General features: G+C 61.4%; 23 protein-coding genes and 1 pseudogene. 14 read left to right on the forward strand and 10 right to left on the reverse strand.

Annotation, left to right across the window (positions count from 1 at the left end; all coding sequences use genetic code 11):
* Window positions 1-23 precede the first annotated feature (23 nt).
* Window positions 24-872, reverse strand: coding sequence for a helix-turn-helix transcriptional regulator (locus EQW76_RS04890; RefSeq protein WP_142823298.1), 849 nt, complete (start codon window positions 870-872; stop codon window positions 24-26).
* A 95-nt stretch (window positions 873-967) separates the two neighbouring features.
* Here EQW76_RS04890 and EQW76_RS04895 point away from each other — a divergent pair, with 95 nt between their 5' ends.
* Window positions 968-1,855 carry an SDR family oxidoreductase gene (locus EQW76_RS04895; RefSeq protein ID WP_142823299.1) on the forward strand — a complete coding sequence of 296 codons (888 nt, stop codon included), beginning with the start codon at window positions 968-970 and terminating at the stop codon, window positions 1,853-1,855.
* Window positions 1,856-1,931: 76 nt separating this feature from the next.
* On the opposite strand, the gene EQW76_RS04900 is transcribed toward EQW76_RS04895, so the two are convergent.
* Window positions 1,932-2,855 carry a neutral zinc metallopeptidase gene (locus tag EQW76_RS04900; RefSeq protein WP_142823300.1) on the reverse strand — a complete coding sequence of 308 codons (924 nt, stop codon included), beginning with the start codon at window positions 2,853-2,855 and terminating at the stop codon, window positions 1,932-1,934.
* A 94-nt stretch (window positions 2,856-2,949) separates the two neighbouring features.
* Window positions 2,950-3,432: a DUF2306 domain-containing protein gene (locus EQW76_RS04905; protein ID WP_142823301.1), complete on the reverse strand. Its 483-nt coding sequence runs from the start codon at window positions 3,430-3,432 to the stop codon at window positions 2,950-2,952.
* Between the two features lie 184 nt (window positions 3,433-3,616).
* Between EQW76_RS04905 and EQW76_RS04910 the strand changes: the two genes are divergently transcribed.
* The 4 genes and pseudogenes from EQW76_RS04910 (at window position 3,617) to EQW76_RS04920 (ending at window position 9,558) form a co-directional block, all read left to right on the forward strand.
* On the forward strand, window positions 3,617-4,651 hold the full coding sequence (locus EQW76_RS04910) for a zinc-dependent alcohol dehydrogenase family protein (protein ID WP_142823302.1): 1,035 nt from the start codon (window positions 3,617-3,619) through the stop codon (window positions 4,649-4,651).
* Between the two features lie 159 nt (window positions 4,652-4,810).
* A complete protein-coding gene (gene carB, locus EQW76_RS04915; RefSeq protein WP_142823303.1) occupies window positions 4,811-8,296 on the forward strand; it encodes a carbamoyl-phosphate synthase large subunit in 3,486 nt (1,161 codons plus the stop codon).
* A 72-nt stretch (window positions 8,297-8,368) separates the two neighbouring features.
* Window positions 8,369-8,461: pseudogene (locus tag EQW76_RS30130) on the forward strand (hypothetical protein); the annotation flags it as partial.
* A 101-nt stretch (window positions 8,462-8,562) separates the two neighbouring features.
* Window positions 8,563-9,558, forward strand: a complete 996-nt coding sequence (locus EQW76_RS04920) for a DUF2235 domain-containing protein (RefSeq protein ID WP_279309157.1) — start codon at window positions 8,563-8,565, stop codon at window positions 9,556-9,558.
* Window positions 9,559-9,562: 4 nt separating this feature from the next.
* Here the strand turns inward: EQW76_RS04920 and EQW76_RS04925 are convergent, their stop codons facing one another.
* Together EQW76_RS04925 and EQW76_RS04930 are read right to left on the reverse strand one after the other, a co-directional pair.
* Window positions 9,563-11,071 carry a UdgX family uracil-DNA binding protein gene (locus EQW76_RS04925; RefSeq protein WP_142823610.1) on the reverse strand — a complete coding sequence of 503 codons (1,509 nt, stop codon included), beginning with the start codon at window positions 11,069-11,071 and terminating at the stop codon, window positions 9,563-9,565.
* A gap of 14 nt (window positions 11,072-11,085) precedes the next feature.
* A complete protein-coding gene (locus tag EQW76_RS04930; protein ID WP_142823304.1) occupies window positions 11,086-12,318 on the reverse strand; it encodes a putative DNA modification/repair radical SAM protein in 1,233 nt (410 codons plus the stop codon).
* A 248-nt stretch (window positions 12,319-12,566) separates the two neighbouring features.
* Between EQW76_RS04930 and greA the strand changes: the two genes are divergently transcribed.
* A complete protein-coding gene (gene greA, locus EQW76_RS04935) occupies window positions 12,567-13,043 on the forward strand; it encodes a transcription elongation factor GreA (protein ID WP_142823305.1) in 477 nt (158 codons plus the stop codon).
* Between the two features lie 5 nt (window positions 13,044-13,048).
* Window positions 13,049-14,113, forward strand: a complete 1,065-nt coding sequence (locus tag EQW76_RS04940; protein ID WP_224127746.1) for a glycosyltransferase family 4 protein — start codon at window positions 13,049-13,051, stop codon at window positions 14,111-14,113.
* Here the strand turns inward: EQW76_RS04940 and EQW76_RS04945 are convergent.
* Both EQW76_RS04945 and EQW76_RS04950 read right to left on the reverse strand, forming a co-directional pair.
* On the reverse strand, window positions 14,077-14,991 hold the full coding sequence (locus tag EQW76_RS04945) for a glycosyl transferase (RefSeq protein WP_142823306.1): 915 nt from the start codon (window positions 14,989-14,991) through the stop codon (window positions 14,077-14,079). The two genes, EQW76_RS04940 and EQW76_RS04945, sit on opposite strands and share 37 nt — an antisense overlap.
* Before the next feature lie 2 nt (window positions 14,992-14,993).
* Complete coding sequence (locus EQW76_RS04950; protein ID WP_111223008.1) at window positions 14,994-15,461, reverse strand: Lrp/AsnC family transcriptional regulator; 468 nt, start codon at window positions 15,459-15,461, stop codon at window positions 14,994-14,996.
* A gap of 243 nt (window positions 15,462-15,704) precedes the next feature.
* On the opposite strand from EQW76_RS04950, the gene trxB reads away from it, so the two are divergent.
* From trxB to EQW76_RS04975, 5 genes are all read left to right on the forward strand, one after another.
* Window positions 15,705-16,679, forward strand: a complete 975-nt coding sequence (trxB, locus tag EQW76_RS04955) for a thioredoxin-disulfide reductase (protein ID WP_142823307.1) — start codon at window positions 15,705-15,707, stop codon at window positions 16,677-16,679.
* Window positions 16,680-16,702: 23 nt separating this feature from the next.
* Complete coding sequence (locus EQW76_RS04960) at window positions 16,703-17,599, forward strand: LysR family transcriptional regulator VtlR (RefSeq protein WP_111222730.1); 897 nt, start codon at window positions 16,703-16,705, stop codon at window positions 17,597-17,599.
* 541 nt (window positions 17,600-18,140) lie between these two features.
* Window positions 18,141-18,434, forward strand: coding sequence for a metalloregulator ArsR/SmtB family transcription factor (locus EQW76_RS04965; RefSeq protein ID WP_142823308.1), 294 nt, complete (start codon window positions 18,141-18,143; stop codon window positions 18,432-18,434).
* Window position 18,435: 1 nt separating this feature from the next.
* Window positions 18,436-19,605: an MFS transporter gene (locus EQW76_RS04970; protein WP_142823309.1), complete on the forward strand. Its 1,170-nt coding sequence runs from the start codon at window positions 18,436-18,438 to the stop codon at window positions 19,603-19,605.
* Window positions 19,606-19,642: 37 nt separating this feature from the next.
* The gene (locus EQW76_RS04975) at window positions 19,643-20,767 is read left to right on the forward strand and encodes an alkene reductase (protein WP_142823310.1); all 1,125 of its coding nucleotides are present in this window, start codon (window positions 19,643-19,645) and stop codon (window positions 20,765-20,767) included.
* Between the two features lie 57 nt (window positions 20,768-20,824).
* Here EQW76_RS04975 and EQW76_RS04980 read toward each other — a convergent pair whose 3' ends face one another.
* Entirely contained in the window at window positions 20,825-21,790 is a 966-nt protein-coding gene (locus EQW76_RS04980; RefSeq protein ID WP_244615315.1) for an SDR family oxidoreductase, read from the reverse strand.
* Between the two features lie 95 nt (window positions 21,791-21,885).
* On the opposite strand from EQW76_RS04980, the gene EQW76_RS04985 reads away from it, so the two are divergent.
* Window positions 21,886-22,803, forward strand: a complete 918-nt coding sequence (locus tag EQW76_RS04985; protein ID WP_202617113.1) for a LysR family transcriptional regulator — start codon at window positions 21,886-21,888, stop codon at window positions 22,801-22,803.
* Between the two features lie 31 nt (window positions 22,804-22,834).
* On the opposite strand, the gene EQW76_RS04990 is transcribed toward EQW76_RS04985, so the two are convergent.
* Window positions 22,835-23,116 (reverse strand): DUF2188 domain-containing protein, encoded by a 282-nt coding sequence (locus tag EQW76_RS04990; protein WP_142823313.1) that lies wholly within the window; start codon window positions 23,114-23,116, stop codon window positions 22,835-22,837.
* A 208-nt stretch (window positions 23,117-23,324) separates the two neighbouring features.
* On the opposite strand from EQW76_RS04990, the gene EQW76_RS04995 reads away from it, so the two are divergent.
* Window positions 23,325-24,422 (forward strand): calcium:proton antiporter, encoded by a 1,098-nt coding sequence (locus EQW76_RS04995; RefSeq protein ID WP_142823314.1) that lies wholly within the window; start codon window positions 23,325-23,327, stop codon window positions 24,420-24,422.
* A gap of 721 nt (window positions 24,423-25,143) precedes the next feature.
* On the opposite strand, the gene EQW76_RS05000 is transcribed toward EQW76_RS04995, so the two are convergent.
* A complete protein-coding gene (locus EQW76_RS05000; RefSeq protein ID WP_142823315.1) occupies window positions 25,144-26,346 on the reverse strand; it encodes a pyridoxal phosphate-dependent aminotransferase in 1,203 nt (400 codons plus the stop codon).
* Window positions 26,347-26,374: the final 28 nt, after the last annotated feature.

Consider the following 26,374-nt stretch of genomic DNA (forward strand, 5'->3'; position numbering starts at 1 on the left):
CTCTCAGGCTATTCTGGCGGCGTTCAGGTCGAATTTCCCTCGCGAGCATGTTGACGCTCTGCGGCAAGCACGCGGATGCGGCCGGCGATATCTGGGTCGACTGGATTGTAGATGAACAGGCTGAGATCGGGCCGGCCATCGACGGCGAAGGCGGAGTATTCCAGTTCAACCAGGCCGAGGATAGGATGCTGGATCCGCTTCAGGCCATCGCCGTGGATCTTGACGTCGTTTTCCCGCCATAGCGCCGTGAATTCGGGGCTGGCCTGACACAGTTCCTCGACAAGATCTGCAACCTCGGACACTGCGCCTGCCCGCGCCACATCGGCCCTGAAGGCGCTGACGACGACGCGCGCGACACTTTCCCAGTCGTGCTGCTTGCCCTTGATGGCTGGGTTGCAGAACATCAGGCGCAGGATATTGCGCTGCTCGGCCGGAAGTGCGCCGTAGTCCGTCAAAACGACCGCAGAGGCCTGGTTCCAGGCGACGACATCCCAGGTGGCTGTCTTGATGAACGCAGGACTGGCGTCGAGCGTATCCAGCAGTCGTTGAAGACGGGGAGAGACGCCCTCGACCGATTTGTAGCAGACCTCGGGTGGCCGCCCGAGACCAAGCATGAACAGATGCTCGCGTTCCGGCTCTGTCAACATCAGCCCGCTGGCAATCCGGTTCAGGACGTCGGCAGACGGTGCGCCACCGCGCCCCTGCTCCAGCCATGTGTACCAAGTCGGACTGATGTTGGCGCGCTGGGCGACCTCCTCCCTGCGCAGTCCGGGCGTCCGCCTGCGTCCCGAGAACCCGAACGCCGCCGGGTCGAGCCGTGTGCGACGATCCTTCAGGAAGGACGCCAGTGAACCTGCGGCATTTGTCGGCATAGCGATCCCGTTATAGTTTATACCCTGATAAGGTCACTACTTTAACAGGATAAGTATGTCGGCGATAGTGATTGCACCCAACAAGGAGGTCTATCGTGCGAATATTTCTGACCGGTGCTACCGGCTTCATTGGTTCGGTCCTGGTGCCCGAACTCCTTAAGGCAGGCCATCAGGTGATCGGCATGACGCGCTCGGATGCGGGTGCTGCGGCGTTGGCTGCAGCGGGTGTCGAAGTCCACCGTGGAACGCTGGAGGACACCGACAGCCTGCGCAGCGGAGCGGCAAAGGCGGACGGCGTCATCCACGCTGCATTCGACCACGAGTTCTCGCGATTTGTCGAGAATTGCGCAAAAGACGGACGCGCTATCGAAGCACTGGGATCGGCGCTTGCCGGTTCGGACCGGCCGCTGGTCATCACATCAGGCACCGGCATCGGTAGCCGCGGCCCTGGCGAGCCTGCCACGGAAGACGTGTTCGATGTCAGCCATCCCAATCCACGCATTGCCTCGGAGTTTGCCGGCAACGCGCTTCTGGAACAGGGGATCAACGTCTCGGTGATGCGGTTGCCGCAGGTCCACGACACGTACAAACAAGGCCTGATAACGCCGCTGCTCGATATAGCGCGGCAGAAAGGCGTCTCGGCCTATGTTGGCGATGGCCGCAATCGCTGGCCTGCCGGCCATCTCCTGGATGTCGCGCGCCTCTATCGGCTCGCCATCGAAAAGGCCGAACGGGGAGCGCGCTATAACGCTGTTGGCGAGGAAGGCATCGAGAGCCGCGCAATCGCCGAAGCCCTTGGGCGAGGTCTCAACGTGCCAGTCGTCTCGATCGCACCTGAAAAGGCGTCGGAGCATTTTGGCTGGATGGGCATGTTTGTCGGCATGGACATGCCCGCATCGAGCGCCCACACTCAGTTAGCGCTCGGCTGGCGCCCAACAGGCCCGACGCTGCTGTCGGACCTCAATGCCATGAAATACGCGTAACAAGCAAAAGGCCGGCGTCGCAGTATCCCTGCAATGCCGGCCTCTATCGATACCAAACCGGACAGCGAGCGTTCGCTCAGACCGGGTTCGAGAACGTGTCGCAGGAGGTCAGTTTGCCGCTGTCGAAACCCTGCTTGAACCATTTGACACGCTGCGCCGACGTGCCGTGGTTGAAGCTGTCAGGCACGACATAGCCCTGGCTCTTCTTCTGCAGCGTATCGTCGCCGATCTGCTGGGCTGCGTTCAACGCCTCCTCCAGATCGCCATTGTCGAGAATACCCTTCTGCTGCGTGAACTTGCCCCAGATCCCGGCAAAGCAGTCAGCCTGCAACTCGATGCGAACGGACATCTTGTTGCTGTCCACCTCGTTCATCTGGCTGCGGGCCTGATCGGCCTTCGGCAGGATGCCGAGCAGGTTCTGCACGTGATGGCCGACTTCGTGCGCGACGACATAGGCCTGCGCGAAATCGCCTGAAGCACCGAACTTGTCCTTCATCTCCTGGAAGAATCCCATGTCGAGATAAATCTTGCGGTCGGACGGGCAGTAGAACGGTCCCGACGCGGTCGACGCGAGGCCGCAGCCCGAGTTCAGCCTGTTGGTGAACAGCACCAGCTTCGGGTCCTCATAGGTCTTGCCCATGGATTTGAAGATGCCGCCCCAGGTATCCTCGGTCTCGGCAAGCACGGTGGCGACGAACGCCTTTGTTTCATCGTTGCCCGGGTTCTGCGGCGCCGAGTTGCTCTGCTGGTAGCTGGAACCGGTATTGCCGGTGTCGCCTTGGCTGAGGATCTGTAGCATGTCGATGCCCATCGCCTTGAGAATGAGGTAGATCACCACCAGGAAGACGATCGTGCCAATGCTGAGGCCGCCGCCGGCCCGCCGCATGCCACCGCCCGGAAAGTTGAAACCTCCACCACCGCCGCCAAGCGGTCCGGTGCCTCCTGAAGAGCCACGCTCATCCTCGATATTGTCGGACTGTCGACGTCCCTTCCATTCCATGACCTGTCTCCCCGGCTGCGCTCACGGATATCCCGTTAAAGCCTATATATCCGCCGCATGCCCAATGACCAGTCGCGAAGGCCAACATCGCACATCAGACAGGAATGCTCGGGGCGCCCCAGGCGGCCCATGCAAGAAATAATGCCATCGCCACCAGCAGCAGCAGGGGCATCGTCTCGTGACCGGTAAAGACCACAGCGTTCATGATCCGGTGCGGCAGCAGCGTGAAGGCGCCGGCACCCCCGATGCCACCAAAATAAAGTCCCAGGACAACACGACGATGACGCGCAATGTCATGCCGGCGGGCAGCGACAATCGCCTGGACGCAGGAATAGAGGACGAAGACCGACAGAAGATGGATCGGGCTGAAGCCATGAAAGACGTTCAACTCATGGATGAAGAAGCTGGAAAACGCCCCGACGGCCATCAGCAAAAGCCAGATCTTGCCAAGCAGCCGATGCAGCCACGTCCCCTTGCGCCGCAACAGCACGTAGGCGCCGAGCAGCGCTGATGTGACCACGGCAACCACATGGATGTGAATGGCGGGCGAAGCCGACAGCAGCGGTTCGAGGGTCATGGTACAGCACCTCACAAGGCTACCGATCCGACGTCGGCTGGCTCGATCATACCCGACGGCTGCCCGAAGTCGAGGGGCCAACGCGGGCGAGAATTCAATTATAATAGCAGCAGATAGCCTTGACGCGGCAAGGCTTTTGACGCCCATTGCCCGCCAGTCCTTATATCTCTGGGAGGAGACATCGATGCAAGCCATACGTCTCGACGCCGTCGGCCAATTGACCGTCAGCGAGATCGAAAAGCCGGTGCCCGGTAGAGGCGAACTGCTCGTCCGCGTCGAGGCTTGCGGCATCTGCGGCACGGATCGCCATATCCTCCACGGCGAATTCCCGTCCGCACCGCCGGTCACGCTGGGCCACGAATTTGCCGGCATCGTCGAGGCCGTCGGCGCTGATACGACAGGCTTTGCGCCCGGTATGCGCGTCACCTGCGATCCGAACATTTCCTGCGGCCTCTGCAGCCAGTGCCGCAGCGGCCGCGTCAACCTCTGCGAACGGCTGCAGGCAATCGGCATCCACCGCGATGGCGGCTTTGCCGACTACGCGATCCTGCCCGTCACCCAGGCCTTCGAACTGCCGCTTGGGCTCGACCCGCTGCACGGCGCCTTCTGCGAGCCCCTCGCCTGCTGCCTGCACGGCGTCGACATGGCGAAAATCGAAACCGGTGCCTCGGTGGTCGTGCTCGGCGGCGGCGTCATAGGCCTGCTGGTGGTGCAACTGGCACGGTTGGCCGGCGCCACCCGCGTCGTCCTAATCACCCGTCACAAGGAAAAGCGCGCCCTTGCCGAGCGCCTCGGCGCCACCGCGACACTCGATCCAGGCCTCAGCGACCCCATCGCCGCCATATCGGGGCCGGATGGCCTGCTGCCCGGCGGTGCCGATGTGGTGTTCGAATGCGCCGGCGTCGCCGAGACGGTGCAGCAATCGACGCGCATGGCAAAGAGCGGCGGCACCGTTGTCATCCTCGGCGTCATGCCGCAGGGGCAGACCGTGCCGATTGAGCCCTTCGACCTTCTGTTCCGCGAACTGAAATTCATCGGCTCCTTCATCAACCCGTTCACCCACCGGCGCGCCGCCGATCTCATTGCCTCGGGCGCCGTCGACGTCGCACCACTCATCTCCCGCGTCGTCGGCATGACAGACGGTGCCGAAGCCATCCGCCAGCCGGCCCGCCCCGGCGAAATCCGCGTCCTGGTGGTGCCCGATCACGCCGCAAGGTAGGCCACACTCGGAATCCTGTCGATTGGACGATTTATGGGGTTCCGTTTGCAAAAACATTTGCCTATAAGCCGCTTCTAGCCTTTTGAGATGCAGAGCGCGCGCCCGGCCGGTGGACACACCTGGCTGGTTTTTGGCGCACGCAGAAAATGGATAGAGATCATGCCGAAGCGCGAAGACATTAAATCGATCCTCATCATCGGCGCGGGGCCGATTGTCATCGGTCAGGCATGCGAATTCGACTATTCAGGCACCCAGGCCTGCAAGGCACTGAAAGAGGAAGGCTACCGCGTCATCCTCGTCAACTCTAATCCGGCGACGATCATGACCGACCCGGATCTGGCCGACGCCACCTATGTCGAGCCGATCACGCCTGAAGTCGTCGCCAAGATCATTGCCAAGGAGCGCCCCGACGCGCTGCTGCCGACCATGGGCGGCCAGACTGCGCTCAACACCGCGCTCTCCCTGAAGAGAATGGGCGTCCTCGACCGCTACAATGTCGAGATGATCGGCGCCAAGCCGGCCGCCATCGACATGGCTGAAGACCGCGCCCTGTTCCGCGAAGCCATGGCCCGCATCGGCCTCGAAACGCCGAAGTCGCTGCTCGCCAACGCCACCGACATCAAGGAACTTGATCGCAACCGCCACGAAGCAGCGCGCGACGAGGTCAGGTCCAGGTTGAGCGGCGCCGAGCTGGACACAGCGCTTGACGACCTCGAAAACACCTGGAACCTCGGCGAAACGGACCGCAAGCAGCGCTACATGAGCCACGCCATGGCTCTGGCAGCCCAGGCGATCGACGTCGTCGGCTTGCCCGCCATCATCCGTCCGTCCTTCACCATGGGCGGCACCGGCGGCGGCATTGCCTACAATCGCTCGGAATTCTTCGAGATCGTCGGCTCCGGCCTCGACGCCTCGCCGACCACGGAGGTGCTGATCGAGGAATCGGTGCTCGGCTGGAAGGAGTATGAAATGGAAGTCGTCCGCGACAAGGCGGACAACTGCATCATCATCTGCTCCATCGAGAACATCGACCCGATGGGCGTCCACACCGGCGATAGCATCACAGTCGCCCCGGCCCTGACGCTGACCGACAAAGAATACCAGATGATGCGCAACGCCTCGATCGCCGTGTTGCGCGAGATAGGCGTCGAGACCGGCGGCTCAAACGTGCAGTTCGCCGTCAACCCGGCCGATGGCCGCCTCGTCGTCATCGAGATGAATCCGCGCGTTTCGCGCTCATCGGCGCTGGCCTCCAAGGCGACCGGCTTCCCGATTGCGCGCGTCGCCGCCAAGCTCGCGGTCGGCTACACGCTCGACGAACTCGACAACGACATCACCGGCGGCGCGACGCCTGCTTCGTTCGAACCGTCGATCGACTACGTCGTCACCAAGATCCCGCGCTTTGCCTTCGAGAAATTCCCGGGCGCCTCGCCAGTGCTGACGACAGCGATGAAGTCGGTCGGCGAAGTCATGGCCATCGGCCGGACCTTTGCCGAATCCCTGCAGAAGGCGCTTCGCGGCCTTGAAACCGGCCTCACCGGCCTCGACGAGATCGAGATCCCCGGCACCGAGGAAGGCGAAGGCAGCCGCAACGCCATTCGCGCAGCCATCGGCACGCCGACGCCGGACCGCCTGCGCATGGTGGCCCAGGCGCTGCGCATGGGCATGAGCGCCGAAGAGGTGCACGAAGGCTGCAAGATCGACCCATGGTTCATCGCGCAACTCAAGGCCATCGTCGACATGGAAGCCCGTGTTCGCGAACATGGCCTGCCGGACGATGCGGTCAATCTGCGCATGCTGAAGGCCATGGGCTTTTCCGACGCGCGCCTGGCGACCCTCACCAACAAGCGGCCGAAGGAAGTGGCCGAGAAGCGTAACGCCCTCAACGTGCGTCCGGTTTTCAAGCGGATCGACACTTGCGCTGCCGAATTCGCCTCGCCGACTGCCTACATGTATTCGAGCTACGAGACGCCCTTCGTCGGCGAAGCGCGCTCCGAAGCCAATGTGACGTCGGCCAGAAAGGTCGTCATCCTCGGCGGCGGTCCGAACCGCATAGGCCAGGGTATCGAGTTCGACTATTGCTGCTGCCACGCCGCCTTCGCGCTGCAGGATGCCGGCTATGAAGCGATCATGATCAACTGCAACCCTGAAACCGTGTCGACCGACTACGACACCTCGAACCGCCTCTATTTCGAGCCGCTGACGGCCGAGGACGTGATCGAGATCCTGCGCGCCGAGCAGGAAAGCGGCGAAGTCGTCGGCGTCATCGTCCAGTTCGGCGGACAGACTCCGCTGAAGCTGGCCGAAGCGCTGGAAAAGAACGGCATCCCGATCCTCGGCACCGCGCCAGATATGATCGATCTCGCCGAAGACCGCGACCGGTTCCAGAAGCTGCTGATGAAGCTCGACCTCAACCAGCCCAACAACGGCATCGCTTATTCGGTCGAACAGGCTCGCGTCGTCGCTTCGGAAATCGGCTTCCCGCTGGTGGTCCGCCCATCCTACGTGCTCGGCGGCCGGGCGATGCAGATCATCCACTCGGAATCGATGCTGCAGAGCTACCTGCTTGATACCGTCCCCGGCCTCGTGCCGGAAGATATCAAGCAGCGTTACCCGAACGACAAGACCGGCCAGATCAACACGCTGCTCAGCAAGAACCCGCTGCTGTTCGACAGCTACCTGTCGAATGCCATCGAGATCGACGTTGATTGCCTGGCCGATGGCGAGAACGCCTTCATCGCTGGTATCATGGAACACATCGAGGAAGCCGGCATCCACTCCGGCGACAGCGCCTGCTCTCTGCCGCCGCGCACGCTGTCCTCGGAGATGATCGACGAACTGGAACGCCAGACCAAGGCGATGGCCAAGGCGCTGAATGTCGTCGGCCTGATGAACGTCCAGTACGCCATCAAGGACGACGTCGTCTACGTGCTCGAAGTCAATCCGCGCGCCTCGCGCACCGTGCCTTTCGTTGCCAAGGCGATTGGCGCGCCCATTGCCAAGATCGCTGCTCGCATCATGGCCGGCGAAAGCCTTGACGCAGCTTTTGCCGCCTACGGTGAAAAACCCGATCCGCGCAACCTCAAGCACATTGCCGTCAAGGAAGCCGTTTTCCCGTTCGCCCGCTTCCCCGGCGTCGACACGCTGCTCGGCCCTGAAATGCGCTCGACCGGCGAAGTCATCGGCCTCGATACCGACTTCGCTCTCGCCTTCGCCAAGGCGCAGCTGGGCGCCGGCGTCGAACTGCCACGCGGCGGCACGGTTTTCGTGGCCGTGCGCGACGATGACAAGCCACGCGTCCTGCCGGCCATCCGCATGCTCGTCGAACAGGGCTTCAAGGTGATGGCAACCGGCGGCACGGCCCGCTTCCTCGCCGAACACGGCATCGCCACGACCAAGATCAACAAGGTGCTGGAAGGCCGCCCGCACATCGAGGACGCCATCCGCAACCGCCAGGTCCAGCTGGTGATCAACACGACGGACAGCAACAAGGCGATCTCGGACTCCAAATCGATCCGCCGCGCAACGCTGATGCAGAAGGTGCCCTACTACACGACCATGGCCGGCGCCGAAGCCGCCGCCATGGCGATCCAGGCCCTGAAAGCCGGCAATCTCGAAGTCCGGCCGCTGCAGAGCTATTTTTGATCGGCAAAATCTACCATTAGTTGCATTCTCCTTGAAGGCGCGCTAGCGTGGCCAGTCTTCAGGGGGAATTCAATGTCGAAGAATATTGTTATCCTTTTTGACGGTACCTCGAACGAGATATCGAACGACCGTACGAACATTCTGCGCTTGTTCGGCACACTCGAGCATTCAGCACGCCAGATCGTCCGGTACGACCCCGGCGTTGGCACCTTCGGAGCCGACGACAGCTGGTCCCGCTGTGGCGTGGAACAGTCGAGGTCTGGGGCTTGGCAACGGGTTGGGGTCTGGATCAGAATGTCAAGGAAGCCTACCGCTTCCTCGTCGAGAACTATGATGCGGGACCAGTCGAGGATGGCCAGAATGTTGACCGGGACCGGATCTTTATCTTCGGGTTCAGCCGTGGCGCCTACACCGCCCGCGTTCTTGCCGGCTTCCTTCACGCCTTCGGATTGACGAGCAAATACAACCTCAACCTCATCGACTATGCATACAGGACCTACAAAAGCGTCAACGCCGACGGCGATGCCGCGGCGGTGGACGGAACATCGCGCTTCGCCAAAATGCGCCTGTATGAGAAAACACTCGTCAACGACCACCCGCCGATCAAACTCCTCGGTCTTTTCGAAACGGTAGCGTCGCTGCTTGAAGTTGGCCACGGCCGTCTGCAGATGAAAACGCATCCCTTCACGGACGCTAATCCCAGCGTCGAATGGGTGCGGCAAGCGCTGGCGATCGATGAGAAGCGAACGATGTATCGGCCGGAGTACTGGAAACCCGACCAAGACTATCACGCCCGTCACTCTGCTACCGCGAAGTCGAAGCAGAATTTCATGGAAGTCTGGTTTGCGGGCGTACATTGCGATGTCGGCGGCGGCTATCCCGAAACGGAGAGTGCTCAGATCAAGATACCCCTCGACTGGATGATCCGGGAGACGGAACCAACCGGGCTCCATTACCGGCACGAAGTCATAGACCGGATCGTTCTCGGCAAAGATCCGGAGATGCCAAGATATCAACCTCTTTCACCGACCGGGCCGCTGCACAATTCGATGAATGCCGCGTGGCGTATCCTGGAGTGGATACCGAGGGAGATTCCACGATCCTCGTTGCGAAAGGCACACGCTCACGGCATGTATATTCCCCGCAGCGATCCACGTCTGATCCCCGCAGGCGCGCTCCTGCACGAATCCGTCAGGACAAGGCTAGAGACGGGTGACTACAAACCGCAAAACCTGCCGCGCACCCATCACTATGTGCCCTGAGAACTCAAGATGCGCCCTCCGCCTGCCCTACGAGACGGCTTATGGAACGAATTTCCGCTTGAAACCGCGCCAGTTCCTCGGCCTTGCGCCCCGCGTCGGGAATGCGCAGCAGATAGGACGGATGGACGGTGACAAACAGGTTGCTGCCATCTGCCAGCGGAACCGGACGGCCCCTCATATCCTCGAGCCTCTCCCGGCTGTCGGTTAGTGCGAACAGCGCCGTAGCGCCGAGTGCCACGGTCAGTTTCGGGCGGATCAGGGCCCGTTCTCCATCCAGCCACCAGCGGCAGTGGCGGACCTCGCCCATCGTCGGCTTCTGGTGGATGCGCCGCTTGCCCCGCAGTTCGTATTTGAAATGCTTGACGGCATTGGTCACGTAGAGCGTCGTCCGGTCTATGCCGGCATCGTCGATCGCCTGATTGAAGACCTTGCCGGCCGGACCAACGAACGGGCGGCCTGCAAGATCCTCGTGATCGCCCGGCTGCTCGCCAACCACCATCACCGATGCGTCGACAGGCCCCTCACCGAACACCGTTTGCGTGGCGTGGCAGTGCAACTCGCAGCGGGTGCATTGGCGGGCCGCCTCCCGCAGCCCTTCCATGCTGCCCGCTGGCGCCGCCGATACGGGCATTTGCTCGGCAGCTGCGGCCGCCTGCAGCCTCTGGTGAAACGGCAGCGGCTCGGTTGCCGCGCGCCTTGCCATCGCCAGCACGCTGGCCTCGGCGCCGGCGATAAGACCGGGAATGAGATCGGCCTCCGGCAGGTTTTTCCAATATTTTTTCGGCATCTCGGCCTGCATGGCCTTCACCTTCAATCGTGCAGGATTGAAAATATTGCTGAAATAGGTGCGCCACAGCGTGTCCGCCTCGTCTGTCAGCGATGGTTTCTCAACCGGCAGATCGGAGATCGTCAATTGGGTGCCGTCCCAGGCGGCCGAGCCGCGCGGCGTGGCGATCAGCCAGTCCATGTCGTTGAACCGGCGCTGGAAGAACGGTGCGCTGCGGGCGACGATATGGTGATCCGGTTCGAACCAGGCAACGAAGCGCCGCCGCGGCAATGCCAGCGCGCTATCCACCTCCTTGAAGCGCACAAAGGCGGTCATCTTGTGACAGTCCCGACGGACAGACTTCTGCAGCATCAGCGCCCGGTGAACATCGACATCCGCGACCATGCCGAGCAGATGGCGGTCGCTGCAAAGACGAAACAGGATGCGGTAAAGCAGCGCAAAACGACCGGGATCGGAATGACAGATCACGGCCTCCGCCAGGCTGATGAAGGCCGGAGGCACGGAAACGGGTGATGAGCCTGCAGGCCTGACGCCCGCCTCGCAACCTGATGGACGCTCCGTCGGCTCCAGCAACAGGCGCTCGCCAGCAGTGCCAAACAGGTCTCCGCCCAACGTGGCCTCGTGCCAGTCGATGGCCTCAGGCAACACACCTTCCGCAAGCAGCCGCCGCGCCACGTCGCGCCATTCGGCCAAGTCACCCCTACCCTTCAGCGTTACGCGACGCATCGCTGCCGAACCCATCAGAGCAGCGTCAACTGTACCGGCTTGGGCGCGAACATCGCACGAAGATCCTGCCGGTCGGCCAGCTTTCGCGGGCTCCAGCCCTCGGCAACGATGAAGGCCTGCACCTTCTTCACGGACACTCCGAGGCGCGCGAGGTCCTCGATCCGAAGCCGGCAAAAACGACGGGCCGACAGAATGGCCTTGACCGTCTTCGTGCCGAGCCCCGGCACGCGCAGCAGCGTCTCGCGCTCAGCGGAGTTAATGTCGACCGGGAATGCGTTTCGGTTGCCAAGCGCCCAGGCCAGTTTCGGATCGAGATCGAGATCCAGCATGCCGCCCGCCTGTTGGCCAGTAATCTCGGCGATCCCAAAGCCGTAAAATCGATACAGCCAGTCCGCCTGGTAAAGGCGATGCTCGCGCATCAGCGGCGGCTTGATCAGCGGCAGGTTCTTTGACGAATCAGGGATCGGGCTGAATGCCGAATAGTAGACCCGCCTCATCCCGTAGCTGCCGTAAAGCCGTGCGCTGGTCCCGAGAATGGTTGCATCGTTCGCATCGTCGGCGCCGACTATCATCTGGGTGCTCTGGCCGGCCGGTGCGAAGCGCTTGCGCTTTTTGCTCTGCAACGTCGGATCGCTGGCCTCCTCGATCTTTAGCCGCAGCGCACCCATCGCCTGGCGGATGCCGGCTGGCTTCTTTTCCGGCGCCAGACGGGTGATACCGACATCGGTCGGAAGCTCGATGTTGAGAGACAGGCGGTCGGCATAAAGCCCCGCCTCCTCGATCAGCTTCGGCGACGCCTCCGGAATGGATTTCAGATGGATGTAGCCCCGGAAATTATGCGTAGTCCGCAGCTCACGTGCGATCCGGACCATCTCTTCCATCGTGTGGTCGGAGGAGCGGATGATGCCGGAGGACAGGAACAGGCCCTCGATGTAATTGCGCCGGTAGAATTCCATCGTCAGCCAGACGACCTCCTCGACCGTAAACCGGGCTCTCTCGACGTTGCTTGAAGATCGGTTGACGCAATAGGCGCAGTCATAGATGCAAAAGTTGGTCATCAGGATTTTCAGAAGCGAAATGCATCTTCCGTCCGGCGCATAGGAATGGCAGATGCCGGAGCCTTCCGTTGACCCCAATCCGCCGGACTTCGCCGAACTGCGCGTCGAGGTACCGCTGGAGGCACAGGACGCATCATACTTGGCGGCATCGGAAAGAATGGCTAGACGATCGTTCAGCGACTTTTTCATATCATGTTCACTATATGTTCTATCGCTAATCGTCAAGACGGACCGCTTCGGAATGTCGGTAAAATAAGCAGGCTAACGAAAAGAACCACATGCACTTGCACCGTTGCGGTGCGAATTCTCTGGAAATTGGCGGTCGTATTCTGTTATAAGTGCCCCATATAGCGGCTATTGCACGGTTCCGAAGTTTTCCTTCGGGACCTGTTTTCTTTTGTGTCGGCAGCTACGACATAGGACTGAAGGACAGAGACATGGTTGACAAGGTACCGATGACGCAGAGCGGCTTCGCCAATTTGCAGGAAGAACTGCGCTGGCGCCAGCAGCAGGAACGGCCGCGGATCATCGAGGCAATTTCCGAGGCTCGCGCCCACGGCGATCTGTCGGAAAATGCGGAGTATCATGCTGCCAAGGAAGCCCAGAGCCACAACGAAGGTCGCATCGGCGAAGTCGAGGATCTTGTGGCCCGTGCCGAAGTCATCGACCTGTCGAAAATGTCCGGCACCACAGTCAAGTTTGGCGCCCGCGTCAAACTGGTTGATGAGGACACCGAGGAACAGAAGACCTACCAGATCGTCGGCGACCAGGAAGCCGACGTAAAGGCCGGCCGCATCTCCATATCTTCGCCTATCGCACGTGCGCTGATCGGCAAGGAAGTCGGCGATTCCATCGAGGTCAATGCCCCCGGCGGTTCCAAGGCCTACGAAATCCTCTCCATCACCTGGGGCTGAGCCCGGTGGCAGCGGACCTGCGCGAGACCGAGATCGTCGCGCCGAATTTCAAGCGGCGATTGTCGGGGGTCACCTCGACCATCGTGCAGCTCGTTCCCAAGCAGGTCGCGCTCGGCACCCGCATCGTAACGCTCGGCCCAGGCTTGCCGCCGCACCTGCCGAAACTCGGCTGGAGCCAGGTTCCGGGCCTCTGGGTCCGGCCACGCCGCTACGAGGTTCGCGTCTGGCATGCCCGCCGCAACAATGAAATGCTGTTTGGCCTCCTGTTGCGGGCTGTGTTGCGCATGCCGATCAAGCTGCTGTTCACATCGGCAGCGCAACGGCGCCATTCGGCTTACACGCGTTTTCTGATTCGCCGCATGCACGCCGTCATCGCCACCAGCACCCGTTCCGGCAGCTTCCTGCAGGTGCCCCACACTGTCATCCAGCACGGTGTCGATCTAAACCTGTTCCATCCGCCGGAAGGGCCGGCCGACCGCATGGCCGCGACGGACCTCCCCGGCCGATACCTGATCGGCTGCTTCGGCCGCGTGCGTCACCAGAAAGGCACGGATCTTTTCGTTCAGGCAATGATCGAGCTGCTGCCCAACCATCCCGATTGGACGGCGATCGTCTGTGGCCGTGTGACACCGGAGCATAAGGTATTTGCCGACGGTTTGACCAAGGCCGTCGCTGACGCCGGCCTGTCGGATCGCATCCGCTTCATGGGAGAAGTCAACGACATCCGCCCCTGGTATCGCCGCGCAACGCTCTACGTGGCGCCTTCGCGCAATGAGGGTTTCGGCCTGACGCCGCTGGAAGCCATGGCCTCGCAGACGGCGGTCGTCGCCTCCGATGCCGGTGCCTACGCCGAGATGATCGTGCCGGGCGAGACCGGCATGGTCGTTCCGGCCGGCGACGGCCCTGCCCTCACGGCAGCCATCGAAACCTATCTGGCCGATCCCGACGAGGCCCGCCGCCAGGGCCAGAACGCTGTCGTCCATGTTCGCAGCAATTTTGCGCTGGAAAAGGAAGCCACCGCTATCGCCGCCGTCTATGCAGGCCTGCTGGGCGAAAAGCGGTCGTTATAGCCAAAGCCGGCACCGGCCAGTGCCGACACCGGCGAATAATTGACGATCTCGATGCCCCGCTCAGCCGCAACTGACTTGGCAAGCACGAAATGCGCAACGATGCGGGCTTCCGCGTCCGCAATGCCGGATGAAGCGGTTTCGCCGGTGGTCTCGTAGAAGCGCGGCTGATGGGCGTTGGATATGTCGATGCCGAACAGCCCGATTGTCTTCGGTTCACAATAGAGAGCAAACTGCAGGGCAGACACGGCAACCGAGCCACCACGAAACACCCCGCGATCCGGGTCGAACGAAAGGCCGGCATTGACCTCCGCATCCCTGCGAATGAAATCGAAGGCCTGGATCGTATCGTACCGCCGCCGCCTTGCACCGTAGGGTTTACGGATATCATCGATCAGCACGATGGTCCGGTCGCGCAGGAACCCCAGGTCTATCTCGCAAATAGCCCGCAACACCTCGACGGAAAACAGGCATGGCGTATTGTCTTTCACACGCTGCTTCACGAGATCGAAGTGCCGCCAGATGAAACGTTCGTCCTCGACGGCGACGGCCAGCTCGTCTGCGACAGGCTGACCCGACAGGCTGATGGCGCCGTTCAGCAGAATGGCAGTTTGCGGCGGCAGACGGGAAAGATCGTTACCGGCTATCGAGGGGCCGGAGCCGACGATCGCCACCGTGTCGCCGGATCGCCTTCGGAGGACAGAGGCGCTCGACAGCGCTGCGACAGCAGCGCCGCGATAGCGAACCTCACCCGGCGCATCCACGGTTGCCCGCACGACGGACAGTCCCGGAAACGCATCCTGGAAATGCGCGCGCGCGCTGCCGAGCAGCAGGCGCGTGCCCGTCTTGATCAGTGAACGGTGCCAGGGGCGATCGGACATGCCTAGAGTTCCACCAATCCCAGCTTCTTGACCTGGCGGATGGTGAGCATGGTGCGGACCGTGTCCACATGCTCGTTGGCCGTCAAAACCTCGATGACGAAATCCTGGAAAGCGGTCAGGTTCTGGGCGACGCAATGCAGCAGGAAATCGCTGTCTCCGGATACCATCCACGCCTGGCGGACGAGCGGCCATTGCAGCGTGGTGGCGGCAAATGCCTTAAGGTTGGTTTCCGACTGGTGCTTCAGCCCGACCATGCAGAAGGCGACAAGATCAAAGCCGAGCCGCGGGCTGTTGAGCATCGCATGGTAACCCTCGATGATGCCTGCTTCCTCGAGCTTGCGCACCCGCCGGAGGCAAGGCGGCGCCGAAATTCCGACTCGGTCGGCGAGCTCGACATTGGTCATGCGGCCGTCCTGCTGCAGTTCGCGAAGAATTTTTATGTCGATGGCGTCAAGTTCTGCCCGCAGCACGGTCATGCCTTTCTTTAATTCCTCCGTCGCACCTTCTATATAAAGAGCAGAAATTCGCAACAATGTTTCCCGCGCACGCCTGAATCTTGCCCGTTGGCCATTTGCCCTGTTGGTAATGCAAGGCTGCCCTTGAATAAATGCATGCGACAATCATAAATGAGGCAGCGCATGGGAAAGATCGACGGCAATGCCGCTAGCAGGCAGTGCCACCATCCCATCGCTGCCATTGAAAGGACTTCCCTCATGTCTGCCCGCCACACGAAGGTGCTCATCATCGGTTCCGGCCCCGCCGGCTATACGGCTGCAGTCTACGCTGCCCGCGCCATGCTGAAGCCGGTGCTGATCGCCGGCATGGAACAGGGTGGCCAGCTGATGATCACCACCGATGTCGAAAACTATCCGGGCTTTGCCGATCCGATCCAGGGCCCCTGGCTGATGGAGCAGATGCTGCAGCAGGCCAAGCACGTCGGCACCGAGATTGTCAACGATCTCGTCACCGAGGTCGACACATCGCGCCGCCCCTTTGTCCTCAGCACCGATTCCGGCACCGTCTGGACCGCCGATACGCTGATCATCGCCACCGGTGCCAAGGCGAAATGGCTCGGCATAGAGAGCGAGCAGCATTTCCAGGGGTTCGGCGTTTCCGCCTGCGCTACCTGCGACGGCTTCTTCTATCGCAACAAGGACGTCATCGTCGTTGGCGGCGGCAATTCGGCCGTCGAGGAGGCGCTTTATCTTTCGAACATCACCCGCTCGGTAACCGTGGTTCATCGTCGCGATTTCTTCCGCGCCGAAAAAATCCTTCAGGAGCGGCTGTTCGAGAAGCCCAACGTCAAGGTTCTATGGAATTCGGAAATCGCCGAAATCACCGGCACGCCAGCCAAACCGCCAATGCCGCCATCGGTGTCGGGCGTCAGGCTGCGCGACATCAAAGCCGGCACTGTCACCGACATGCCGATCGACGGCGTGTTCGTTGCCATTGGCCATGCGCCGGCGACCGAACTCTTCAAGGGAAAATTGAAGCTCAAGGACAACGGCTATCTCTGGACGGCCCCTGATTCGACTGCCACCGACGTGGAAGGCATCTATGCCGCCGGCGACGTGACCGACGATACGTTCCGCCAGGCGATAACAGCTGCCGGCATGGGATGCATGGCGGCGCTGGAGGCGGAGCGCTACTTGACCGGGCTTATGCCGGTCGCGATGGCTGCGGAGTGAAGCAGCCAATGAGGGGGAGCGGAATGCCATTGGATTGGGACAAGCTGCGGATTTTTCACGCGGCTGCCGAAGCCGGATCGTTCACCCATGCGGCAGACAAGCTGCATCTGTCCCAATCCGCCATCAGCCGCCAGGTCAGCGCCCTCGAGCAGGATGTCGGCATCAAGCTGTTCCACCGCCATGCCCGTGGCCTCATCCTCACCGAGCAGGGCGAACTGCTGTACCGCACCGCCCATGACGTGCTGCTGAAGCTCGAAACCGTCAAGATGCAGTTGACGGAGACCACCGACAAGCCGAGCGGCAAGCTGCGCGTCACCACGACGGTCGGTCTCGGCCAGGGCTGGCTGACGGACAAGATTCAGGAGTTCCTGCAGCTTTATCCTGACATGCAGATCCAGCTGATCCTCGACAACGAGGAGCTGGACGTCAACATGCGCCACGCCGACTGCGCCATCCGTCTTCGACAGCCGCAGCAATCGGACCTGATCCAGCGCAAGCTGTTCACCGTCCACATGCATGTCTACGCCGCCCCCTCCTACATCAACCGCCACGGCGAGCCGCAGTCCGTCGACGATCTCGACGATCACAGGATCATCTCGTTCGGCGAACCCGCTCCGCAATACCTGCTCGACATCAACTGGCTGGAAGTCGCCGGGCGCTCGTCCGACAACAAGCGATTGTCGCACCTGCAAATCAACAGCCAGACCTCGATCAAGCGCGCCTGCCTGCTCGGTATCGGAATTGCGGTGCTGCCGGACTATATCGTTGGCCGCGACCCTGGTCTGATCCAGCTGTCGCTGAATGCCGACGTGCCATCCTTCGACACCTACTTTGCCTATCCGGACGAAATGAAGAACGCCGCGAAGCTCAAGGTCTTCAGGGACTTCATCGTCGCCAAGGCTCGGAACTGGAACTTCTAGCAAAGGGCAAAATCATTAGCCGCGCTAACGAGCCATGTGCCTGCCACATGGCCGATATGCACAAACAGTCATTGATGCGTGCCCATTTTACGACCATATCGATTACAGCTGATGCATACGGTGGCTTTTCCTCCCAGTTCCACCGCAGAAGCTGTTCCCCTCTGGAGGTTTTTGACCTTCATACCTACAGGGCCCTGGTTTCGATCGGCGGCCCTCTTTTTTTGCCAATTTTCCGGATTTGTCGCTGCGACGCACAAACGCATAGCTGCCGTGCACAAAAAAACATTGCCACCTGCACAAATTGAAGACATATTGCCCACAGCTGATGCACATGGTGGCTTTTACCTCCCAGTTCCACCGCAGAAGCTGTTCCCCTCTGGAGGTTTTTAACCTTCATACCTATAGGGCCCCGGTTTACCGGTGGCCCTCTTTTTTTGCCTATTTTTTAGCCTTTCTCGATCACGCCCATGTGATCGCGCCGTCCTATTGCATCGTGTCCAGCCGATATACATATCGTCTCAACACGATGCAGGTCTGGATCATGGACAGAGATGAAATTCTGAAAGCGCTGGCTCACCCCACCCGGCTGGAAATTCTCAGCTGGCTGAAAGAGCCGGAAAAGCATTTCGCCACGCAGGACCACCCGCTTGAACTCGGGGTCTGCGCCGGACAGTTCGAGCGCTGCGGCCTCTCCCAATCGACAGTCTCGGCCCATCTCGGCACTCTGCACCGCGCCGATCTGGTGACTACCAAGCGGCTTGGCCAATGGGTCTTCTACCGACGTAACGAGGCCATCATCGCCGAGTTCCTCGCGTCGCTTCAAAAGGAACTTTAGAATGCCTTTAGCCCTATTCATCCTCGCGCTGAGCGCTTTTGCGATCGGCACGACGGAGTTCGTGGTGCTTGGCCTCCTGCCCGACGTCGCCGGCGACCTTGCGGTGACCATTCCACAGGCCGGATGGCTGGTGACCGGCTACGCGCTGGCGGTTGCAATCGGCGCACCGATCATGGCCGTCGCCACAGCGCAGCTGCGCCGCCGCTCCGCACTTATCATGCTGATGGGCGTATTCATCCTCGGAAACGTAATGTGTGCGCTTGCTCCCGACTACTGGATCATGATGATCGCCCGCGTCGTGACGGCGCTCTGCCATGGCGCCTTCTTCGGCATAGGTTCGGTTGCCGCGGCAAACCTCGTCGCCAGCGATCGCAAGGCCAGTGCCGTTGCGCTGATGTTTACCGGCCTGACACTTGCCAACGTGCTCGGCGTACCGCTCGGTACAGCCCTCGGCCAGGCCTATGGCTGGCGTGCACCTTTCTGGGCCGTCGCCATTCTCGGCGTCGCATCGATCATCGGCCTGATGCTCGTTTTGCCGAAAACGGAAACCGCCCCAAAGAGCAATATTTTGGGAGAAATCTCTGCGTTGCGCGGCGCCGGCCTCTGGCTATCGTTGCTGATGACGGTGTTCTTCTCGGCGGCAATGTTTGCGCTGTTCACCTATATCGCCCCTATCCTGCGCGATGTCACCGGCGTCTCGCCCCAGGGCGTGACATGGACCCTGTTCCTGATAGGCCTTGGCCTGACGGTCGGTAATCTCGTCGGCGGCAGGCTTGCAGACTGGCGCCTCGGTACCAGCCTTGCTCTTATCTTTGCCGCCATAGCGCTGACATCGGCGATCTTCAGCGTCACCAGCAAAGCGCTTGTTCCAGCCGAGATTACCCTGTTTGTCTGGGCTTTCGTCACATTCGCTGCCGTCTCGGCCCTGCAGATCGGTGTGCTCCGCTACGGCAAGGACGCACCGAACCTTGTCTCGACCATCAACATCGGCGCCTTCAACGTCGGCAATGCACTCGGCGCGTGGGCCGGTGGCGTGGTGATCGCAAACGGCTTTGCGCTAACCCGAGTACCCCTCGCCGCCGCAGCACTGGCCTTGGTCGGCCTCGCCATCGTCGCCCTCACCTTCGCAACCCCACGTGCACGTCGCAACGCCATTGCGGCCGCCGAATAAGTCACTACCTCCCAACCACCAACAACGAGGAAATACCATGACAAAACTGTTCGAACCGACCAAGCTCGGCGATATCTCCATCGCCAACCGCGTCGTCATGGCCCCGCTCACCCGCAACCATTCCCCGGGCGCCGTACCCAACGACCTGAACGTCACCTATTACGTGCAGCGCGCCAGCGCCGGCCTGATCATCACAGAAGCCACTGCCATCACCCAGCAGGGTCAGGGCTACGCCGACGTACCGGGCCTCTACACCAAGGACGCCCTCGATGGCTGGCGCAAGGTCAACGACGCCGTCCACCAGGCAGGCGGCAAGATGGTCGTGCAGCTCTGGCACGTCGGACGCATTTCCCACGACAGCCTGCAGCCAAACGGTGGCAAGCCGGTCTCCTCGACTGCCAAGCAGGCCGACGCCAAGACCTTCATCATCCAGGACGGCAAGGGTGCATTTGTCCCGACGTCCGAGCCACGCGCACTGGAAACCTCCGAGCTCCCCGGCATCGTCGAGGATTACCGCAAGGCCGCACGTGCCGCTATCGATGCCGGCTTCGATGGCGTCGAGATCCATGCCGCCAACGGTTACCTTATCGACCAGTTCCTGCGCTCCGGCGTCAACGACCGCACCGACCAGTATGGCGGCTCGATCGAGAACCGCGCCCGCTTCCTCTTCGAAGTCGTCGAGGCCATCACCAAGGAAATCGGCGCCGGTATCACCGGCATCCGTCTCTCGCCCGTCACCGCCGCCGGCGACAGCAGCGACCCGCACCCGCAGCCGCTCTTTACCTACGTGATCGAGGGACTGGCGAAATACGGCCTGGCTTATATCCACGTCATCGAAGGCCAGACCGGCGGCCCGCGCGACTTCCAGCAGGGCGAGACACCGTTCGATTATCAGGCACTGCACGCCGCCTACAAGGCTGCGGGCGGCAAGGCTGCCTGGATGGTCAACAACGGCTACGACCGCGAAATGGCGATCGAAGCTGTCGACAGCGGCAAGGCCGATATCGTTGCCTTCGGCCGTCCCTTCATCTCCAACCCCGACCTCGTTGCACGGTTGAAGCTGAATGCCGAGCTGACGCCGATGGATCCCGCCAAGCTCTACGGAGCCGTCAACGGCGCTGAAGGGTATACGGACTACCCGACGCTCGACAGCGCCGCCTGATCGCAAACCATATCCAAGGAAAATCCCGCCACGATGGCGGGATTTTTTGCGAACGGCTCAAAGACTGCCTATCGATTCCAGCGTCGCACGAACCGCGACATCGATGGGTGTCTGCGGCTCCTCGCCGATCGCAGCCACGAGCCGGTTGTTCGGCATCTGCAACGGTTCCGACCAGAGATAGCGCATCTCGCGCAACTCGCGCATGAAGCCGACGAACGGCGCTGCCAAGGGAAGCAACCACCAGGGGAAACTTCCCCGCTTCAAGGGCCGACCTGCGACTCGCTCGATTGATGCCACCATCTGTCTCCCGTCGGCATCCCAGAAACCCCGCATATGGTAGACGGCAAAGACCGGCAGGCTGTCGCCTTGCTCGAGAAGCCGGATCATCGTCTCCGCAACATCCGGCACATAGGCCCATTGATGGCCGATGCCCGGCTTGCCGGGATAGGTAACCGAGGCGACCGGCTTGCCTGATTTGACCAACCCTTGCGAAAACCAGCTGCTATCCGCGTGCGGCCCGAAATAGTCGCCCGCCCTGACGATGATGACAGGCACGCCCTGCCCCGCCGCCACCTGCAGGCGCCGTTCCATCTCGACGCGGATCGCGCCCTTTACGCTTGTCGGATGCTGGGGGCTTTCCTCGGTGATTTCCGGAAAGGTATCGGGACCGAAATTGTAGATCGTACCGGGCAACACGATCCGGGCACCAACGGCCTTTGCGGCTGCGACCGTATTATCGATCATCGGCAGGACCAGCTTGCCCCAGTTGACATAACCGGGGGGATTGACCGCATGGACGATGACACTGACGCCTTGCGCTGCCCGAAGCACATCGGCGGCATTCATCGCATCGCCTTTCACCCAGAGAAAGTCCGGCAAGCGGGAGGCGGCCTTTTCCGGGTCACGGTTCATTGCCACGACCTGCCAACCCCGTGCGGAAAGCCCGCGCGCTACGGCACCGCCGATACCACCCGTTGCGCCGAGTACCATTGCCGTTTTCTTCATGTCTATCTGATTTTGCATCGTCGTCTCCATTGGTTCGATGAAGAGACAATGCGCCCAAAGGCCACATAAACGAAATTGCCGAAATATGTGGACATGCTATACGAATATGCATGATTAGGAACGAACCCAGCTGGGACCTCTACCGCAGCTTCCTCGCCGTGCTCCAGCATGGATCGCTGTCGGCGGCAGCGCGCGAGCTCGGACTGACGCAGCCGACCATCGGACGTCACATTGACACGCTGGAACAAACGATCGGTGCCGAGTTGTTCACCCGCTCGCAGCTTGGCCTGCTGCCAACGGATGCCGCCGCCGACTTGAGACCCTATGCCGAGGCGCTACAATCGACTGCAGCCGCCTTGCTGCGAAGCGCATCCGCACGGCGCGACCGCGTATCGGGCACGGTCCGCATCAGCGCCAGCGAAGTCATCGGCGTCGAAGTGCTGCCGCCGATCCTTGCCGACCTGCAGGAGGCACATCCCGACCTGACGATAGAGCTGTCGGCCTCCGACACGGTGGAGGACCTGCTGCACCGACAGGCCGACATCGCCGTGCGGATGGCCGAGCCGTCGCAGGCGGCCCTCGTCGTCCGGCGCATCGGCGATATTCCGATAGCGTTCTTCGCCCATCGCCAATACCTCGAACGCCATGGGGTACCCACCACTCTCGAGGAGTTGGCCGGACACAGGCTGATCGGCTTCGACCGCCAGAGCGCCTATATCCGCTCAATGATACGCCGCTACCCTATTCTCGATCCCCAGCGTTTCTCGTTTAAAGCCGACAGTACGCTGGCGCAGATTGCCGCCATCCGGGCCGGCGTCGGCATCGGCCTCTGCCAGTCTCCGCTTGGAAATGCCAATCCGGACCTCGTTCGCCTGCTGCCGGAGGTAAGCCTGCCGCTTGGAACCTGGGTCGCCATGCATGAAAACCTGAAGGGATCGCCGCGATGCCGCGTCACCTTCGATGCGCTCGTGGCGGGATTGCTGGCCTATGGCGGGGAGAAACGGGTGGATGACGCCAGAAGAGTGACTTGAAGCCCGCCACCGCGGCAGGCCGTCATTTCGCTCAAGCGTCGGGCGATGCGCCCTCGCCGCTTTTTGTCCAGCTGCTATCGACGACCTCGGTTTCCGGCCTGTCGCCGCCGTCGGTATATTCCTCGTGCCACTTGCCCTTGTCATCCTGATAGCTGATCTCGGCCGGCTCGCCGCCGACCTGCTGTTCCGCCGCCACGATGCGCGCCGCCTGCAGCGCATCGGAGTGTGTCGGAAACGTCTCCGAGTAGACGTCCAGAAACTTGTAGGCCCAGCCGCCATCATGGGGAACGACTTCGTAGGTGACCTTGACCATATCCCTGTCTCCCGTTTCCTGCCCAAACCGTCCGTCTTCCCGATAAATCGAGCAGGCAGACAAGGCCCTCCCAAGCCTGTCAGCACTATCCCACCAAATGCCCTCAACTTCAACTTGAGCGGCGACCGACGCTTGATGTAGCGCCTCATTGCTTTAGATAGGACGAAACATTGAAGGGGCCGGGGGCCCAACAAAGGGGCCGGGGCCGTTGACGATATCGACTATTCTGAAGGAAGAGCGGCTGTTGCTGGTCGCCGTCGCCGTGGCTGTCGCCGCGTATTTCCTCGAGCATGCCGTGCTCGAGATGGGCCAGATGGCAGCTGTGATTAGCGCGGTCGTTTTGATCGCTACCATCGTCATCGCCTCGATGCGCGTCGCCCACCATGCCGAAGTCCTGGCGACAAAGGTCGGCGATCCCTACGGCACGATGATCCTGACACTGGCCGCCGTTGCCGTCGAAGTCATCATCCTCGCCATCCTGATGACCGGCGAAAGCTCGCCTACGCTGGTGCGCGACACGATCTATTCCGCAGTCATGCTCGACATCAACGGCATTCTCGGGCTGGCCGCCCTGCTGGGCGGGCTGAAGCATGGCGAGCAGTCGTACAATGACGATTCCGGCAAGACCTACGGTGTGATGATCCTCACGGCCATCGGCATATCGATGATCGTCCCGGAATTCGTGCCGCACGACAAATGGCACTATTATTCCGCCTTCACGATCTTTGCGATGATAGCACTCTACGCCCTCTTCCTGCGCATGCAGGTCGGCCAGCACAGCTATTTCTTCAGCTACAGCTATCCGCGCGCCGAAAAGAAGCGCAGCACGCACGAGGCCGAGGAGACGGAAGATTCGACCACCGCGTCGATCGTCACCATCCTCGTCGGTGTCGTCATCATCGGCGTGCTCGCAGAGTTCATGTCGGCCTTCATGAGCGTCGGGTTGAAGGATACCGGTGCGCCACCAGCCGTCGCCGCTGTCGTCGTCGCGGCAATCTCCGCCGCCCCCGAAATTCTCACGGCCCTCCGAGCAGCTTTGCGAAACCGCATGCAGGCGACCGTCAACATCGCCATGGGCGCCTCTCTGTCGACAGTCATTCTCACAGTGCCCGTCATGGAAGGCATCGCCCTCTACACCGGCCAGCCCTTCGTCATGGCGATGTCGCCGGTGCAAACCGTGATGGTCGTCATCACCCTCGTCGCCGCCGCTATCAATCTCAACGACGGCGAGACAAACGCCATCGAAGGCATGACCCATTTCATCCTCTTCGCCACCTTCGTGATGCTTACGGGATTAGGGCTTTGACTGCGATATCAAGGCGATAGGTGCGCGGGCGGAATCACGCCGGCAGCGAGTTCATGCGGGATGGCAGGTTGGACACCCGGCTTGCATTTGGATCCCCGGATCAAGCCCGAGGATGACGACGCGGCGGGGATGGCGGCGCTGTTGGCTTCGGTAGTGTGGTGCGCAGTTCGCGTGGGACTTGCCAGGCGAATGAACGTCCGTAAATCGCCGCCTCGCCCGATGACTATTTTTGCCAAGCCAAGACCACCGAACTTCGTCATCCTCGGGCTCGACCCGAGGATCCACGCCCAAGCGCTGCGGGATATCAATACGCTCTGTCGTCAATTCGACGCATAGACACGCATCGGCCATCGTTGCGGACGGTTTGTCGAGATCGGACACCCGTTGCGCGCAATGTGCGGCGGCCATCGAGTCAGCGTATTTGGCGTTCCACAGAAGCCGACCAACGGGCTTGCGTATGGATCCTCGGGTCAAGCCCGAGGATGACGATGCCGAGGGGGTGGCAGCGCTGCTGTTGGCTTCGGTGGTGTGGTGCGCAGTTCGCGTGAAGGACTCGCCAGACGGAAAAACGTCCGTAACTCGCCGCCTCGCCCCGACGTCTCATTCTGCCAAGCCAAGACCACCAAACTTCGTCATCCTCGGGCTCGACCCGAGAAAGCGCATTTATACCAAAAAGGCCGCCATCGCTGACGGGCCTTCAAAATCTCGAGAGATCTGAAGCTTACTTGCAGGCGCCGCAGAAGCGCTGGATACGGCGGCAGGCTTCTTCGAGCAGATCTTCGGACGTCGCGTAGGAGATGCGGAAGTTCGGGCCGAGACCGAAGGCCGAACCGTGAACGACGGCAACGCCTTCGGACTCCAGCAACTCCGTGACGAAATCCTCGTCGTTGGTAATGACCTTGCCCGATGGCGCGGTCTTGCCGATCAGGCCGGCGCAGGACGGATAGACGTAGAATGCGCCTTCCGGAACCGGGCAGGAAATGCCCTTCGCCTGGTTGAGCATGCCGACGACCAGATCACGGCGGCCCTCGAAGATCTTCTTGTTTGCGGCAATGAAATCCTGCGGACCGTTGAGCGCCTCGACAGCCGCCCACTGGGCAATCGACGAAGCACCGGATGTCTGCTGGCCCTGGATCATGTCCATGGCCTTGATAAGCGACAGCGGGCCGGCAGCGTAGCCGATACGCCAGCCGGTCATCGCATAGGCCTTGGAGACACCGTTCATCGTCAGCGTCCGCTCATAGAGCGAAGGCTCGACCTCCACCGGAGTGACGAATTTGAAATCGCCGAAAGTCAGGTGCTCGTACATGTCGTCGGTGAGGACCCAGACATGCGGATGCCGGACCAGCACGTCCGTCAGCGCCTTCAACTCGGCGTGGCTGTAGGCCGCGCCTGTCGGGTTGGACGGCGAGTTGAACAGGAACCACTTCGTCTTCGGCGTGATCGCCTTTTCGAGATCGGCCGCCGTCAGCTTGAAATTGTTTTCCTGGGTCGCCGCCACGAAGACGGGCGTACCGCCGCACAGTGCCACCATCTCCGGGTAGGATACCCAGTAAGGTGCCGGGATGATGACTTCATCGCCCGCGTTCATCGTTGCCATGAAAGCATTGAAAAGAATCTGCTTTCCACCGGTGCCGACGATTGTCTGCTCCCAGCTGTAGTCGAGGCCGTTCTCGCGCTTGAACTTCGCCGCAATAGCCTTGCGCAGTTCAGGGATGCCGGAGACAGGCGTGTACTTCGTCTCGCCGCGATTGATCGCGTCGATGGCAGCCTGCTTGATGTTGTCCGGCGTGTCGAAGTCCGGCTCGCCGGCGCCAAGCCCGATCACATCGCGTCCCTTGGCTTTCAGCTCGCGCGCTTTCTGGGAAACGGCGATGGTGGCGGAAGGCTTCACACGGGAAAGAGCGTCGGCAAGAAAGGCCATGATGATCGGTCCTATTCGGTTGAGACAA

Origin of the sequence: Rhizobium sp. rho-13.1 (assembly GCF_007000305.1) — a bacterium.
GTDB lineage: Bacteria > Pseudomonadota > Alphaproteobacteria > Rhizobiales > Rhizobiaceae > Rhizobium > Rhizobium rhododendri.